Genomic DNA, 15,784 nt, shown 5'->3' on the forward strand with positions numbered 1-15,784 from the left:
CGCGTCCGGTCACAGGTCTCCTTCCGGGGCGGCCGTTGCCTGCGGTGCAGAGATCATTTCACGCCCGTCACGGTGTCCCCTCAGACTCGGGTGACTGAACGTGGACCCGCGCCCCGAGGCGGCTACCCGGTCAAGCCCGTTCCAGCCCAGGTCGTCCAAGTGGGCCAAGGTTGGAGAGCTATGCGTACGGGCTGCTCGGTTCCGGTTCAGTCGCTGGTCAGGGCTTGGATGGTTCGGGCCGCGGCGGTGTGGAGGTCCGCCCTGGAGTGGCCGAGATGGGTGACGGCGCGTAGGACGGTGGGGTGGTGCGCGTTGGACCACAGCACGCCGTGTGAGCGCAGACGGGCCTGGGCTTCCTCGCGGGCGATCCCGAGCGACGCCAGTTCGAGGAAAACGAAGTTGGTGTCGACCTCGGCGGGGTCGACGGGAAGGCCGCCTTCGGCGAGCAGGGTGGCGAGAGTGCGCGCGTTGGAGTGGTCGTCGGCCAGCCGTGCGATGTTGTGCCGGAGGGCGTAGCGGGCGGCGCCTGCCAGGACGCCGGCCTGGCGGAGCGAGCCGCCGAGCATCTGGCGGATGCGCCGGGCCGGGGCCAGCACGTCGGAGCGGCCGACGAGGGCCGCGCCGGCGGGGCAGCCGAGGCCCTTGGAGAAGCAGATGGCGACGGTCTGGGCCCGTCCGGTGATCCGCCTGGGCGGCACGTCCAGGGCGACGGCGGCGTTGAAGAGGCGGGCCCCGTCGATGTGGACGGCGAGGCCCAGTTCGTCGCAGGTGTCGTAGAGGTCGTCCAGGGCGGCGAGCGGCCATGTCCGGCCGCCGGAGACGTTGTGGGTGTTCTCCACGAGGGCGAGCGCGGTCCTCGGACGGTGCTCGGAGTCCCGGATCTGGGCGATCTCGCGGACCTGGTCCCCGGTGAACACCCCGTTCGTCCCGGTCAGGCCGGTGACGATCGCGCCGGCGAGGAAGGCGGGGCCGCCCGCCTCGTAGCGGAACATGTGGCTGTGCCGTTCCCCGACGATCTCTTGGCCGCGCTCCACCTGGCACAGCATCGCGATCTGGTTGGCCATCGTCGCGGAGGGGACGAACACCGCCGCCTCCTGGCCGAGCAACTCGGTCAGGTCGTCCTCCAGCGCGAGGACGGTGGGGTCCTCGCGCTCCTGTTCGTCGCCGAGCGGGGCGGCGGTCATCGCGTGCAGCATGCCCTCGGTGGGCAGCGTCATGACGTCGGAGCGAATGTCGATCATGAAAGGTCCCTATCCGGCGAGGTATCCGCCGTCGACGACGATCTGGGTGCCGGAGACGAACGAGGCCCCCGGCGAGCAGAGGAAGGCGACCACTTCCGCGATCTCCTCGGGGCGGCCGCGCCGGCCGAGCGGCGGCAGGCCCGAGACGCCCGAGCGCGTCTGGTCGGTCTCGATGAGTTCGACGAGCCGGTCGCTGCCCGGAGTGCTGATGTCGCCCGGGTCGACCTGGACGACCCGGACGCCGGACGGGCCGAGCTCCATGGCGAGGGCGCGGGTCAGCCCGGTCATCGCCGATTTGCTGACGGTGTAGGCGGACGCGTCGAGCTGGCCGCGGTGAGCGGCGATCGACCCGATGTTGACGATGGTGCCGCCGCCCGCGGCGACCATGTGCCGCGCGGACTCACGGGCGCAGACGAACGGTCCGACGGTGTTGACCGCGAGGATGCGCGCCAGCAGTTCATCGGATGTGTCGAGCAGGGGCGCCTTGGCCGGGACGCCGGTCACGGCCGCGCAGTTCACCAGGATCTCCGGTGGCCCGTGCGCGGCGGTGACCTCGGCGACGGCGACGCTGATCGCGGCCGGGTCGCCGGCGTCGACCGCCAGGACCTCGGCGGTGGGCGCCAGTTCGGCGCGGGCCCGTTCGACGGCGTCGAGCCCGGCCTCGAAGACGACGACGGTCCGGCCGGGGGCCGCGAGCCGGCGGGTGATGGCGGATCCGATTCCGCCTCCGCCGCCGGTGACGATGACGCTTCTGTTCATGCTTTCCTCGGTTCAGTGGAAGGGGGCGGGAAGGCTGCCCAGTTCGAAGGCGGCGAGGGCCTGCTCGATGTGCCAGGTCGCGTCCGACAGGACGGGCGTGCCGTGGCCGGGCAGCAGGACGTCGGGACGTGCGGCGTGGAGCCGTTCCAGTGACCGCCGCAGTTCCTGGACGTCGGCGTCCTGGGCGCCGGGCAGCACGATCCGGCCCCGGCTGAAGAGAAGGTCGCCGGTGCAGGCGTAGGTCGTGCCGCCGGCTGTGAACAGGTAGGACGTGTGGTCGGCGCTGTGTCCCGGGGTCGGCAGGGCTTGGAGGGGGCCCGCGTCCAAGCCCGCCTCGGCCGGGGTCAGCACATTGTGGCAGGACGGGAACCGGTAGCCGGGCGGGTAGAGACCGGCCCGCAGCGCGGCGGTGAGACCCAGCCGTTCCGGGTCGGCGTCGCGGACCAGTTCGGCCGTCCGGGGACCGGCGACGATCATGGTTCCGCGCGCGGCGAGCCCGGCGGCGCCGCCCGCGTGGTCGGCGTGCGCGTGCGTGATCAGGGCACCGCGCAGCGGCAGCCCGCCGAGCGCCTCCTCCACGCGCGCGAGCAGAACCGCCTGGTCGAGCCCGCTTCCCGTGTCGACCAGCCATGCGCCCCGGTCGCCGCGCAGCAGGTAGACGTTGCTGTCGTAGGCGTTGCTGAGACCGGGGCCGAGCCGTCCGCCGCCGACCAGGTCGACGGCCGCGTCAAGCCGCACGGCCGTCCTCTCCGGCGACGATCGCGGCGACCTCGCCGGGTGCGACTCGCAGGTGGTGGCGCAGCATCATGACGCGGCCGGACGACGAGGCCCGGACCGTCTCGATCTTGCGTCCGCCGTCGTCGTACACCGCGCCGATGGCCTGCCCGGTCGCCACCGCGTCCCCGGCCTTGACGGACGAGACGAAGACCCCCGCCGTGGTGAACAGGACGCCGGTGTCGGTGTTGCCGTCCCCGCCCGTCACGACGACCTGCCGTCCGGGCGGCGGGCCGGCGAAGGAGACGGGGTCGAGCGTGCCCACGATCTCCAGCAGGCGCAGCACGCCCTGCTCGTAGCGGCCGATGTCGGCCTCGCGGAGCGCGCCGCCCCCGCCGCTCTCGAAGTAGGCCCAGGGCTTGCCGAGGGCTTCGGCGTGGCTGACGGACCGGCCCGGAGCGACCGACGCGTGCGCCCACAGGTAGGGGAACGGCGTCGTTCGCGCGGCGTCCAGCATCGGGCGGCCGCCGAGCGTCCCGCCCGCGCCGAACCCGCACATCGGCGGCATCCGGTAGCGGTGCCCGGCGGAGTGCAGGTCGATCAGCAGGTCGCACGGTTCGATCAGCGCGGTGGCGATCGCGTGGGCGATGCCGTCGCTGAGGCCGCCGCCGGGGTCGCCGGGGAAGAGCCGCGCGAGGTTCGCGTCGCCGTCGCCGTGCCGGGTGCCCGCGGCCAGGGCGGGCGGGTTGGCGCGGGGCAGCACGGTGACCGTGCCGCGGACATGCGTCGAGGCGAGCCTGTCCGCGATGCGGTACGCGGCGAGGACGCCCTCCAGTTCGTCGCCGTGCACCCCGCCCAGGATGCTCACTGCGGGGCCGTCGCCATCACCGAACCGGACGATGTCCAGGTCCAGGTCAGGGCCGGCCGCGAGTCGCTCGCTCACCGTTGTCATCGTGCGTGCATTCCCTTCGTTGCGTCAGCGCCGGCGTGCCCGGATGGGCCAGGTGTCCACGAAGGAGGTCCCGTCGTGCACGGAGTACTGGGCGAACAGGTTCACCGCGGTGCAGGCGTGGTTCGGGACCACCGCGACCCGGTCGCCCGGCGCCAGCCCGTGCGGCGTCGCCGAGCGGGCGAGCCCGTGCTCCTCGTAGAGCTTCTCGATGACGACGTCCGGGTGGCCGTCCACCAGCCCGAAGCCCGGCGTCAGCGTGCTCATCCGCTCGGCGGGCAGGCTCTTGGACCCCGCGTCCAGGACGAGCCGGTCCGGCGCCGGGACGTCCACCACCGTGCTGATCACGGCGAGCGAGCACTCGGACGCGTCCGGGCCGCCGAGCGCGACCTGGGTGGCGTCGTAGAAGACGTAGTTGCCGTAGCGGTACTCGTGTGCGCGGCCGGATTCCACGCGGGCCAGGGGGGTGACGCCGACGCTGTGGACGGGAGCCTCGACTCCGCGTTCGGCCAGCACCGCGCCCGTGCTCTCCAGCGCGTCGTCCTGCTGATCGCGGACGTCGGCGAGCCCGGCCGCGTCGGTGGCGGCGTAGGCGTGCCCGGCGAACGTCATCAGGGCGCGGAGCCGGACCCGTCCGGTGAACGGCGCGGCCGTGACGGCGTCGGCGGTGCGCCGGCCGGGCGCGGTGCCGAGCCGATGCGTCCCGGAGTCGATCTCCCAGTAGACGTCGAATTCCGCGCCGGTCGCCGCGAGTGCGGCGACGTGCTCGGGACGCGAGCAGGTGACGGCGACGGGCCCCCGCCCGGTGAGCTCGGCGAGTGCGCGGGCGCGCTCACCGGGGACGGGCGGGTAGGCGACGAGCACGGACGGGAAGCCGGCGTCGAAGGCCAGGGCGGCTTCGTCGGCGGTCGCCACGGTCGCTCGGGTCGCCCCCGCCGCGACCTGGGCCCGCGCGATCTCCACGGACTTGTGGGTCTTCTGATGGGGCGTGGAGTGCCCGCCGTGGCCCGCGACGCGCTCGGCCATCTCGTCGATGTTGGCCATGAGCCGGTCATGCCGCAGGGCCAGGAAGGGGGTCGGCGGCCCGTCCCCGGAGCAGGCCGCGGCCCAGCCGTCGCCGCCGGTCACCGGGACACCCCCGGCAGGGTGGCCTTACCGGTGATCTCGCGGGCCAGTTCGACCACGGCGCGTCCCATCTCGCGTTCCAGTTCGGGCGACATCCGCTCGACGGAGACGATCAGGCTGAGCGCGGCCACCGGCTCCCCCTGCCGGCCGAGCGCCGACGCGACGCCGGCGATGCCGTCGAAGAACTCGCCGCGGTCCACCGAGTAGCCGCGCGTCGCGGACTGCTCGACGTCGTCGGCGATCCTGGTGCGCACCTCGTCCGACAGGGCCGACCAGTGGGGGCCCGTGCAGAGTTCCCGCCGCTGCGCGGCGTCGAGCCGGGCGAGCACGGCCCGCCCCGCCGCGCCCTCCCAGATCGGGGCGGTGCCGCCGAGCCGGGCGCTCGGGGCGAACGGGATGCTGCTGTCGGTGCGCTCGACGTAGACCATCTCGGCGCCGTTCGGGACGGAGAACGCGGTCGCGGCGTCGAACCGGCGGCCGAGCGGGGCCAGCGCCGCCATGGCGTCCCGCCGCATGTTGCGGTGCGAGAGCCGGATCGCGGCCAGCCGGAGCGGCAGTTCCCCGATCTGCCAGTTGCCGTCGGGGTCGCGTTCCACCATGCCGATCTCGGCGAGCCCGCTCAGCAGGCGGTGCGCCGAACTCTTGCTCAGCCCCGACCGCTCGGCGCATTCGGCGAGGCCGAGGACGGGTTCTTCCTGACTGAACGCGGCGAGCAGAGCACCGACGCGATCGACCACTTGCACCACGAACGCCTCCAGAGACGCCTTGACCGGGGACTGGCAGCGAGATTAGGTTGCCACAACATCCCATCACGTGGAATGCCAAACCACAGAATGGAACGCAGAGGACAGTGGTGAAGATCATCCGAGGGGGTCGCGTCGTCGACCCGGGCACCGGGACCGACGCGGTGCTCGACCTGCTCATCGAAGGCGAGCGGGTGACGGCGCTGGCGGCGCGCATCGCGCCGCCGGCCGGCGCGACGGTGATCGACGCCTCCGGCCTGGTGGTCCTGCCGGGCTTCGTGGACATGCACACGCACAGCGACTTCACGCTCCAGCACGACCCGGACGCCCTGGCGCGCCTGCACCAGGGCATCACCACCGACGTCACCGGGAACTGCGGTTTCTCCCCGTTCCCGCTGCCGAGGACCAGCAGGGGCTTCGGGTCCTTCTTCAACTCCCGGCTGGACCCCGGCTTCCCGGACCTCGACACCTACGCCGCTCACCTGGAGTCGCTCGGGACGGGGGTCAACGTCGCCCCCCTCGTCGGCCTCGGCGCCGTCCGCGAGCACGTCGCGGGCGCCGACCCCCGTCCCCCGTCGGACGAGGCCGTCGCCGCGATGCGGGGCCTCGTCGAGGACGGCCTCGGCCAGGGGGCGTTCGGCGTCTCCAGCGGTCTCGTCTACACGCCCGGACGGTTCGCCGCCGCCGACGAACTGCGGCGGGTCATCGCGCCGTTGCGCGGGTCGGGCCGCTTCTACGCCACCCACCTGCGGGACGAGCGGGACGGCCTGGTCGCGTCCGTGGCCGAGGCGATCTCGACGGCCGAGCAGGCCGGGGTCGACCTGCAGATCTCCCACCACAAGGCGCTGGGCAAGGCCAACTGGGGACGCACGGAGCAGACCCTCGCGATGGTCGACGAGGCCAACGCCAGGGGCGGCATCGAGGTCGCCGTCGACTACTACCCCTACACCTCCGGCAGCACCGGGGTCTCCAGCCTGCTGCCGCCCGGTTCGCTGGACGGTGGCTGGCCGCTGCTGCGCACGCGGGCGGAGGAGGGCGCCGAACGGCTGCGCCTGCTGCGCCACCTGGACGGCGCGGCCCAGTTCCGGCCCGATGAGATCATCATCGGCCGCTCGCGGACCCGGCCGGACGCGTCCGGCCGGGCCCTGCCGGACTACGCCGCCGGGCTCGGCCGCGCACCCGTGGAGGTGCTGCTGGAGCTGATCCTGGCCGAGGGTGAGAGCCTCACCATGACCGTCCCGGCCGCCTCGCGGGACGACCTCGCCCGCGTGTCGGCGCACCCCGCCGCCATGCACGGCAGCGACGGCTGGCTGATGACGGCAGCGCAGGCGCGGCACGAGCACCCGCGCAACCTCGCGAGCACCTTCGAGGTGCTGGTCCCCGCGCTCCTCGGGCGGACGCCGCTGGACCGGGCGATCCGGCACCTGGCCACCGCGCCCGCCCGGCGGCTTCGCCTGGACGGCCGCGGAACCCTGCGTCCCGGCGCGTTCGCCGACATCGCCGTCGCCGACCCCGGACGCGCCGCCGCCCACGAGAGCGGCCAGGGGACGGAGGCGGGCGCGACCCCGGCATCGGAGAGCGCCTATCCCGACCTCATGCGCTGGGTCTTCGTGAACGGCGAACCCGCCATCGAGAACTTCCGCCCCACCGGTCGGCGCCCAGGCAAGGTCCTGCGCGCGGCATGACCGTCCCCTACGCACCGATTGGAACGGAGCAGACCATGGCACCCAGCAACGCGTCCCCGGCCACACCGCACGTCACAAGGCGTTCCTTCCTCCGCGGAACGATGGCGCTCGGCGCCGTCGCCGGGCTCGGCGGCACCGGCCTGCTGACGGCCTGCGGGTCCGCCGACGACGGCGGCTCGCCGAACGACCTCCAGATGCACCACGACGCCGCGGTCGGCCCGCTGTTCAAGCCGTACGTGGACTACTTCAACACCAACTACGCCCCGCTCAAGCTCGGCACGTCCTACGTCGCGCAGGACTACCTCACCGTGACCAACCAGCAGCTCGCCGGCGGCAACGCGTCCTACGACGTGCTGTTCGCGGACGAGGGCTACCTGGAGTCGTGGTCGAAGAACCAGTGGGTCCGCTCCCTCAAGGACCTGCCCGGCCTGGACAAGCTGGTCGCGAACATGAACCCGGGTGTCGCCGAGGCGCTCAAGGGACCGGACGGCGACATCTACGCGCTGCCCTACTTCCAGGGCGCCGAGCTGTTCGTGGTGAACACCGCCCACCTGAAGAAGATCGACGCCTCGGCGCCCGCGACCTGGGAGGAGTTCCTGGAGCAGGCCCGGGAGCTGAAGGCCAAGGGGATCAGCCAGACGCCGTACTCGCCGTACTGGATCAAGTACGCGTTCCTGATGTGGCACCAGTTCGCCGCCGAGGTGGCCTCCGAGGGCGGCGGTTCGCTGTTCGACCCGTCCGGGAAGGCGAACCTCGCCGGGAACCCCGTCGCGCGCGCCACCCTGGAGCGCTGGCGGACGCTGTACTCCGAGGGGCTGGTCCCGAAGGACCTGTTCACCACCGACTACGGCGGCGTGACGAACGTCTTCGGCGGCGGCAAGAGCAGCTTCTCGATGCGCTACCAGGCGCAGGTCGTCGGTTGGAAGGATCCAAAGCAGAGCTCGGCGGCCAAGGACATCAAGAACGTGCTGATGCCCGGCAAGACCCGTCAGACCCACAGCTTCGGCGCGTACTGGATGCTCTCGTACGAGACCGAGGGCGAGAAGAACGCGGGCACGGTCATCGACTACCTCGGCGGCGCGGGCAAGGACGGCTCCTACCACGTGCCGAAGAACCTGGTCGCGACCGCGCTCGGGCTCTCCAGCGGCTACAAGAGCGTGGACTCCGACCCGGCCGTGCTCGAGTCGTGGGCGAAGTGGGCCGACGTGGACGCCCTGACCGGCCAGCTCGCCAAGGCCGTGCCCCTCGGGCCCGTCACCACCAGGACCTGGTACCCCAAGTTCGCCGACATGGCGTGCGCGGTGCTGCAGGAGATCGTCCTCGGCAAGAAGTCCTCCGACCAGGGGCTCAAGGAGCTGGACGACTTCGCGGGCGCGCAGAAGTAGCCGATGTCCCCGACCCAAGGAAGCGAGCCCGCCGCGGACATGACGACCGAGTCCGACCGGCGCCCGGCGGAGCCACGCCGGCGATCGGAACGTTCCAGCAAGCGTCCACCTCCCACCGCCGCGACCGGCCGCGCCGGACGAAAGGGCCGCTCCGGCCGGTCCGGGCGCACGGGCCGGACGGGCTACGGACGGGGTGAGGCGAGGTTCGGCATGGCCATGGCCATGCCGGCCCTGGTCGTCACGCTGCTCCTGCTCGGCTACCCGCTCGTGTACTCGTTCTGGGTCAGCCTGCACGAGCAGACGCTCGGCAGCCGCGCCCCCGCCCGCTGGGTCGGGTTCGACAACTACACCGCCGTCCTCGGCGACCCGATCTTCCTGCCGTCGCTGACCCGGACCGTCCTGTTCGCCGCCGCCGTCGTCCTCGGCACGCTGCTGCTCGGCACGGTGTTCGCGCTGGCCCTGAACCAGGACTTCCGCGGCCGGTCGGTGGTGCGGGGCGTGCTGATCCTGCCGTGGTCGCTGTCCCAGATCACGCTGGCGCTGACCTTCGGCTGGATCTTCAACTCCACGTTCGGTCCGCTGAACGGGGCGCTCAAGCAGACCGGAGTGATCGACAAGTACGTCGCCTGGTTCGCCTCCGGGCAGGTGGCCCTCACGGTGATGGCGGTCGCGTTCGTCTGGAGCCTGGTGCCGTTCGCGACGCTGCTGATCCTGGGCGCGCTGCAGACCGTCCCCGAGGACCTGCACAAGGCGGCGCGCATCGACGGGGCGGGGCCGGTCCGGCGGTTCTTCTTCGTCACCCTGCCCTGGATCCGCGACACCGTGCTCGTGGTGTCCGTGCTCGCCCTGATCAACGCGTTCCTGGCGTTCGCGCTGATCTACATCCTCACCGGCGGCGGGCCGGGCACCGAGACCACGCTGCTGTCCTGGTGGGGGTACACCACCGCGTTCCGCGATCTCGACCTCGGCAAGGGCGCGGCGATCTTCTACCTGATGACGCTGGCGATGGTGCTCCTCGCGGCGCTGACCGCGTTCTTCATCCGGGGACCCCGCAAGCGAAGCAAAGAGAGGACCGCGTGATGGCCGCCGGAAACCGCGGACGCCTGGCGAGGCGGGTGGCGGCGCGTGCGCTGCGCGCCGGGGTCGTCCTGGCGCTGCTGGCCTGGGTGCTGCTGCCGTTCTACTTCCTGCTGCTGGTGGCGCTGACGTCCCGAGCCGACTCGCTGCGCACGCCGCCGCGGTGGATCCCCGCCATGGACTTCGGCAGCTTCCAGAAGATCTTCGAGTCGGCGTTCAGCTCGGCGCCGCCCAGCAATCCCAGCGACCTGATCGTCCCCGGCATGCAGAACAGCGCCGTGGTGGCGGTCTGCGTCGCCGTCCTCAACATCGTGATCGCGAGCACCGCCGGGTACGCGTTCGCGCGGTTCCGGTTCCCCGGTTCCCGGGCGGTGCCGGGCCTGATGCTCGGCAGCCAGCTCGTCCCGGTGTTCGCGCTCGTCGTGCCCTTCTACGTGATGCTCCACTCGATGAACCTCACCGACACCCGCGTGGGCGTCGTGATCGCGCACCTGGGCTTCACGGTCCCGTTCTCGGTGTGGATGATGCGGGCCTACTTCAACGGGATCCCGGTCGAGGTGGACCGGGCCGCCATGATCGACGGCTGCACCCGCTGGCAGGTCTTCGCCCGGGTGGTGCTGCCGCTGGCGCGTCCCGGGATCATCAGCGTCGGGCTCTTCTCGTTCATGGTCTCGTGGAACGACTTCCTGTTCGCGCTGGTCCTGAACTCGCGGACGGACGCGATGCTCATCCAGCCGGCCATCTCCGGTCTCTACAACGTGCGCGAGCAGTCCTTCGGCATCATGGCCGCCGGCACCCTGCTGGCCGCCCTGCCCACCATGCTGCTCGCCCTCGTCTCGCAGCGGTTCCTCGTACGCGGCCTGACCTCAGGCGTCGGAAAGGTGTGACGCGTGTCCAGTATCGAACTCCGGCAGGTCACCAAGCGGTTCGGTGACACGCTGATCGTCGACTCGATCGACCTGACCATCGAGGACGGCAGCTTCACCGTGCTGCTCGGCCCGAGCGGGTGCGGCAAGACCACCACCCTGAACATGATCTCCGGGCTTGAGGAGGTGTCCTCCGGGGAGATCCTGTTCGACGGCAAGGAGGTCCAGGACGTCCCGCCCCACAAGCGCGACGTCGCGATGGTGTTCCAGTCGTACGCGCTCTACCCGAACCGCAGCGTGCGGGAGAACATCTCCTTCGCCCTCAAGCTGCGCAAGCTGCCGGCCGCCGACATCGCCGAGCGGGTCGCCGAGGTCGCCGAGATGCTCGACATCGCCAAGCTCCTCGACCGCAAGCCGCGGCAGCTGTCGGGCGGACAGCAGCAGCGGGTCGCGCTGGCGCGGGCGATCGTCCGCCGTCCGAACGTCTTCCTGCTGGACGAGCCGCTCAGCAACCTCGACGCCAAGCTCCGCGCCGACATGCGGATCAGCCTGCGCGAGCTGCAACGGCAGCTCGGCGGCACCTTCGTGTACGTCACGCACGACCAGGGGGAGGCCATGAGCATGGCCGACCAGGTCGTCGTCATGAACGGCGGCGTCGTCCAGCAGGAGGCGCCGCCGCTCGACCTCTACCGGCGGCCCGCCAACCGGTTCGTCGCCGGTTTCGTCGGGACGCCGGGCATGAACTTCGTACCGGGCTCGCTGGACGGCGGCGGGTCGTTCGCGCACGGGGACTGGACGGTGCCGATCGGCTGGCCCGGAGCCGCCCGGGACGACGTGACGCTCGGCGTCCGCCCCGAAGACGTCACCCTGGAGCCGGCCGGTCCGGGAGCGCCCGGACGGGTCCGGCTGATCGAACGGCTCGGGGTGGAGGCCATCGTGGTCGCCTCGTTCCCGTCCGGCGACGTCATCTCCCGCGCGGACCCGGACATCGAACTGGACGCCGACACCCCGGTCGCGATGCGCATCCGTCCCGGGAAGGCCCATCTGTTCGACGGCGAGGCCGGCGACGCGCTCGCGTGGCCGGCTCCGAAGGTCGCGAAGGAGGTCGGGAGTGTCTGACGAGGTCACCCTGCGGATCGGGGGCCGGTCCCGCGGCGCCCGCGGGGGCGCGGTCTACGCCGCGGTGAGCCCGGCGACCGGTGAACGGTTCGCCGTCATCGCGCGGGCGGACGAGTCCGACGTCGACGCGGCGGTGGCCGCCGCGGCGGAGGCGTTCGAGGCGCACCGTCAGGAGAGCGCCTTCACCCGCGCGGACTGGTGCCATCGGATCGCCGCGCTGGTCGAGGAGCGGGCGGCGACGATGGCGCGGCTCCTCTCGCTCGAACACGGCAAGCCCGTGGCCCAGGCCGAGGCCGAGATCCGGCTGGCCGCCGACGGCTTCCGGCTCGCCGCCGAGGAGGCCAAACGCCTCGGCGGCGAGACCGTCCCCGCGCGCGACGGCGCCAAGCTGGTGCTGACCACCCGCAAGCCGCGCGGCGTGTTCGCCGTGATGACCCCCTTCAACTTCCCGGTGAACATCCCGGTGGAGTACCTCGGCCCGCTGCTGGCCTGCGGCAACGCCGTGGTGTGGCGTCCGGCGCCCTCCACGGCGGCGGTGGCGGGCGCGCTGTACGAGTGCATCGCGGACGCCGACGTCCCTCCGGGACTGGTCAACCTGGTCACCGGCCCCGATCTCGGCCCGGCGCAGCGCCTCGTCTCCCATCCCGCCGTCAACGGCGTGGGGTTCACCGGCAGCTCGAAGGCGGGCGCCGAGATCGCCCGGCTGGCCGCTGGCAAGGCGCAGGTGATGGAACTGGGCGGCAACGGGCCCATCGTGGTGCTCCCTGACGCCGACCTCGACCGGGCGGCGCCGGCGATCGCCTCGGCGGCGTTCGCCAACTCCGGCCAGTCCTGCTCGGCCGCGGGGCGGATCATCGCGGCCGCGTCGATCGCGGCGGAACTGGAGGAGCGGCTGGTCGAGGAGGCCCGGCACGAGGTGGTCGGGTCGCCCTTCGACGCGGGCACCACGATGGGGCCGGTGCACACACGCGGCGTCGCCGACACGATGGCCCGGCACGTCGCCGACGGTCTGGCCCGCGGCGGCCGGACGGCGTTCGGCGGCGGCCCGCTGCCGGACCGGCCCACGGACCTGTACTGGCGGCCCACGGTCCTGGTCGGGCTGGAGGAGGACGCCGCGGTCATGGCCGAGGAGACGTTCGGCCCGCTGGCGCCGGTACTGCGCGTCGCGGGCGACACCGAGGCGGTCGTCGCCACCGCGAACCGCGGCCGGTACGGGCTGAGCTCGGCGGTGTTCGGCCGGGACCTGGACCGTACCCTGGCGGTGGCCGGCCGGCTCCGCGCCGGTCAGGTCACCGTCAACGACACCAGCAACTACTGGGAGCTGCACCTGCCGTTCGGCGGTGCCCCGGGCACCGACAGCGGCCAGGGCAGGCTGGGCGGCCGCCATATGGCCGAGGCCGTCACGGAGATCCAGTCGATCTCCGTCGACCTGACCCCGCCCTGGCGCTGAGGCAAAGGAGCCGACGATGAACGATCCAGTGGCGACGCCCACGCGGTCCGAGGTGCTGGAGGAGGTCGAGCGGCGGGTGCTGTGGCTGGCGACGGCCATCGTGCACCACGCCAACCGGGTGCGTCCCAACACGTCCGGGCTGAAGGTGGGCGGGCATCAGGCGTCGTCGGCGTCGATGGCGTCGATCATGACGGCGCTGTGGTTCGGCCACCTGGGGCCGGACGACCGTGTCTCGGTCAAGCCGCACGCCTCCCCGGTGCTGCACGCGATCAACTACCTGCTCGGTGAGCTGGACGAGCGGTACCTGACGTCACTGCGGGAGTTCGGCGGCCTGCAGAGCTACCCGAGCCGGACCAAGGACCCCGACCCGGTCGACTACTCCACCGGGTCGGTGGGGATCGGGGCCACCGCGCCGATCTGGGGCGCGGTCGCCCGCCGGTACGCGGACCGGACGGCCGGCGGGACGCCCGCCGGCCGGCAGTACTCGCTGGTCGGCGACGCCGAGCTGGACGAGGGCGCGGTCTGGGAGGCGATCCTGGACCCGGGCGTGGCCGAGCTGGGCGAGATCGTGTGGATCGTCGATCTCAACCGGCAGTCCCTGGACCGGGTCGTGCCGTACCTGGCCGCGCACCGGCTGAAGGGCATGTTCGCCGCCGCCGGCTGGCAGGTGCTGACGCTGAAGTACGGGCGGCTGCTGACCGAGCTGTTCGAGCGCCCCGGCGGGGAAGAGCTCCGCGCCCGCATCGACGCGATGCCCAACCCGGAGTACCAGCGGCTGCTGCGCTGCGACGCGGGCGAACTCCGCGACCGGCTGCCCGGCGGCCGCGAGGGCGTCGCCCGGCTGGTCGCGACGCTGGACGACGCCACGCTCCTGGCGGCCCTGCGCAACCTGGGCGGTCACGACCTCGGCAGCCTGGCCGACGCGTTCGACGCGATCGACGACACCAGGCCGACCGTGATCTTCGCGTACACGGTCAAGGGGCGCGGCCTGCCCAGCGAGGGGCACCCGCAGAACCACTCCTCGCTGCTGACCGCCGACGAGATCGCCGGGCTCGCGGCCCGGCTGGGCGTCGACCCGGACGCGCCGTGGACCCGTTTCGAGGAGGGATCGGCGGCGGCCCGGCTGTGCGCCGAGACCGGCGAGCGGCTGCGCCGCCCGCCCGCCGCGCCGCAGCTCCCGCCCCGGCTGCCCGACGACATCGGCCGTACCCCCAAGGGCACCGCGACGACCCAGGCCGCGCTGGGCCGGCTGCTGCTGGACCTCACCCGGGAGGCGCCCGAGGCCGCCGCGCGGATCGTCACCGTGAGCCCGGACGTCAGTTCCAGCACCAACCTCGGCGGCTGGGTGAACAAGGTCGGCGTCTGGTCGACCGCCGAACGCCGGAACTGGTTCGCCGACGACGGCGAGACGATCCTGCACTGGCGGGAGGGGCCGGCGGGCCAGCACATCGAGCTGGGCATCGCCGAGACCAACCTCGTCGGGCTGCTGGGCGAACTCGGCGCCACGTGGAGCCGCTGGAACCGTCCCCTGCTCCCGATCGGCGTGATGTACGACCCGTTCGTCGGCCGCGCCCTCGAACCGTGGTCGTTCGGCATCTACGCCGGCGGCCAGTCGATCCTGATCGGCACCCCGTCCGGGGTCACGCTGGCGCCCGAGGGCGGCGCGCACCAATCCGTGATCACCCCGTCGATCGGGGTCGAGCAGCCGGGCTGTGTCGCCTACGAGCCCGCGTTCGTCCTCGACACCGAGTGGACGCTGCTGGCGAGCATGGCCCGCCTCGGCCGTCCGGGCGGCGGCTCGGCCTACCTGCGCCTGTCGACCCGCCCGGTGGACCAGACGCTCGCGGCGGTGCCGGTCGACCCGGCGGCCAGGGAACGGCGCCGCCGGCAGGTGATCGCGGGCGCCTACCCGCTGCGCCGCTCCGCCCGTCCCGCCGTCACGGTGGCGGCGATGGGTGCTCTGGTCCCCGAGGCGCTCGCCGCCGCCGACCGGCTGGAGCAGGCCGGGGTCGGCACCGACGTGGTGTGCGTGACCAGCCCCGGCTTGCTCTTCGAAGCCGTCCGCTCCCGCCAGGGCCACGGCGACGGTCCGAACTGGATCCTGGATCAGGCGTTCCCCGCCGCCCGCGCCACCCCGCTCGTCACCGTGCTGGACGGCCATCCCCACACCCTGGCGTTCCTCGCCGGGGTCAACAACGTCCCGTGCGCCACCCTCGGCGTCACCGGCTTCGGACAGTCCGGCTCGATCGACGACGTCTACCGCCACCACGGCATCGACACCGACTCGATCGTCCGGACCGCCCTGGACCTCCATTCCGGATGAGCGAGACAAACGGCCAGATTCAGGCAGAATTTCTCGGTCATGAAAATGTACGAGTTCCGCAGCTGAGCGAAAATCGTCGTGATGTGGGGACGGCCCTCGCGTGATCTCTGAACCGGCCGCGATCGGAAGCTGAAAAGACGGCCGATCGGCCATGGCAGGGTCCCCTAAATGATCTACTTACATTCTGTAGTTGATCGCATACGGTAGGGGTATGTGTGCTGGGGAACACGGGCTCGGAGCCCTTATCCCTGGAGGAAGCATGAAAATACCGACTCCACTGCGCACGGCGGCGGTAACCGCTGCCGGCCTGGTCATGGCCGCGGGCCTGGCCGCGTTCGGTCCCGCCGG

13 protein-coding genes are annotated in these 15,784 nt (G+C 72.4%); 7 read left to right on the forward strand and 6 right to left on the reverse strand.

The genetic code is table 11. From position 1 onward, the window contains the following. Positions 1–206: 206 nt before the first annotated feature. The 6 genes from SM418_RS21940 to SM418_RS21965 are packed head-to-tail and all read right to left on the reverse strand — an operon-like array spanning position 207 to position 5,534. On the reverse strand, positions 207–1,241 hold the full coding sequence (locus tag SM418_RS21940; RefSeq protein WP_371943118.1) for a threonine aldolase family protein: 1,035 nt from the start codon (positions 1,239–1,241) through the stop codon (positions 207–209). A 9-nt stretch (positions 1,242–1,250) separates the two neighbouring features. Beyond that, positions 1,251–2,000: an SDR family NAD(P)-dependent oxidoreductase gene (locus SM418_RS21945; RefSeq protein WP_371943117.1), complete on the reverse strand. Its 750-nt coding sequence runs from the start codon at positions 1,998–2,000 to the stop codon at positions 1,251–1,253. Positions 2,001–2,012: 12 nt separating this feature from the next. Further along, the gene (locus SM418_RS21950; protein WP_371943116.1) at positions 2,013–2,738 is read right to left on the reverse strand and encodes an MBL fold metallo-hydrolase; all 726 of its coding nucleotides are present in this window, start codon (positions 2,736–2,738) and stop codon (positions 2,013–2,015) included. Further along, on the reverse strand, positions 2,728–3,657 hold the full coding sequence (locus SM418_RS21955) for a succinylglutamate desuccinylase/aspartoacylase family protein (RefSeq protein WP_371943115.1): 930 nt from the start codon (positions 3,655–3,657) through the stop codon (positions 2,728–2,730). Before SM418_RS21955 ends, SM418_RS21950 begins: the two co-directional genes overlap by 11 nt. Positions 3,658–3,690: 33 nt before the next feature. Beyond that, positions 3,691–4,791, reverse strand: coding sequence for an alanine racemase (locus SM418_RS21960; protein WP_371943114.1), 1,101 nt, complete (start codon positions 4,789–4,791; stop codon positions 3,691–3,693). Continuing rightward, complete coding sequence (locus SM418_RS21965) at positions 4,788–5,534, reverse strand: IclR family transcriptional regulator (protein ID WP_371943113.1); 747 nt, start codon at positions 5,532–5,534, stop codon at positions 4,788–4,790. The genes SM418_RS21960 and SM418_RS21965 overlap by 4 nt, the downstream gene beginning before the upstream one ends. Before the next feature lie 107 nt (positions 5,535–5,641). Here SM418_RS21965 and SM418_RS21970 point away from each other — a divergent pair, with 107 nt between their 5' ends. The 7 genes from SM418_RS21970 to SM418_RS22000 all read left to right on the forward strand — a co-directional run bounded on the left by SM418_RS21970 (position 5,642) and on the right by SM418_RS22000 (position 15,436). Next, positions 5,642–7,216, forward strand: coding sequence for an N-acyl-D-amino-acid deacylase family protein (locus SM418_RS21970; RefSeq protein ID WP_371943112.1), 1,575 nt, complete (start codon positions 5,642–5,644; stop codon positions 7,214–7,216). A 35-nt stretch (positions 7,217–7,251) separates the two neighbouring features. Then, positions 7,252–8,601 (forward strand): ABC transporter substrate-binding protein, encoded by a 1,350-nt coding sequence (locus SM418_RS21975; RefSeq protein WP_371943111.1) that lies wholly within the window; start codon positions 7,252–7,254, stop codon positions 8,599–8,601. 210 nt (positions 8,602–8,811) lie between these two features. Further along, on the forward strand, positions 8,812–9,681 hold the full coding sequence (locus SM418_RS21980) for a carbohydrate ABC transporter permease (protein ID WP_371943110.1): 870 nt from the start codon (positions 8,812–8,814) through the stop codon (positions 9,679–9,681). Continuing rightward, positions 9,681–10,565: a carbohydrate ABC transporter permease gene (locus SM418_RS21985; protein WP_371943109.1), complete on the forward strand. Its 885-nt coding sequence runs from the start codon at positions 9,681–9,683 to the stop codon at positions 10,563–10,565. The genes SM418_RS21980 and SM418_RS21985 overlap by 1 nt, the downstream gene beginning before the upstream one ends. Positions 10,566–10,568: 3 nt before the next feature. Then, complete coding sequence (locus SM418_RS21990) at positions 10,569–11,663, forward strand: ABC transporter ATP-binding protein (RefSeq protein ID WP_371943108.1); 1,095 nt, start codon at positions 10,569–10,571, stop codon at positions 11,661–11,663. Beyond that, the gene (locus SM418_RS21995; protein ID WP_371943107.1) at positions 11,656–13,113 is read left to right on the forward strand and encodes an aldehyde dehydrogenase family protein; all 1,458 of its coding nucleotides are present in this window, start codon (positions 11,656–11,658) and stop codon (positions 13,111–13,113) included. The genes SM418_RS21990 and SM418_RS21995 overlap by 8 nt, the downstream gene beginning before the upstream one ends. Positions 13,114–13,129: 16 nt before the next feature. Next, complete coding sequence (locus SM418_RS22000) at positions 13,130–15,436, forward strand: thiamine pyrophosphate-binding protein (RefSeq protein ID WP_371943106.1); 2,307 nt, start codon at positions 13,130–13,132, stop codon at positions 15,434–15,436. Positions 15,437–15,784 lie beyond the last annotated feature (348 nt).

The organism is Actinomadura chokoriensis (assembly GCF_041463665.1).
Classification (GTDB): Bacteria; Actinomycetota; Actinomycetes; order Streptosporangiales; family Streptosporangiaceae; genus Spirillospora; species Spirillospora chokoriensis_A.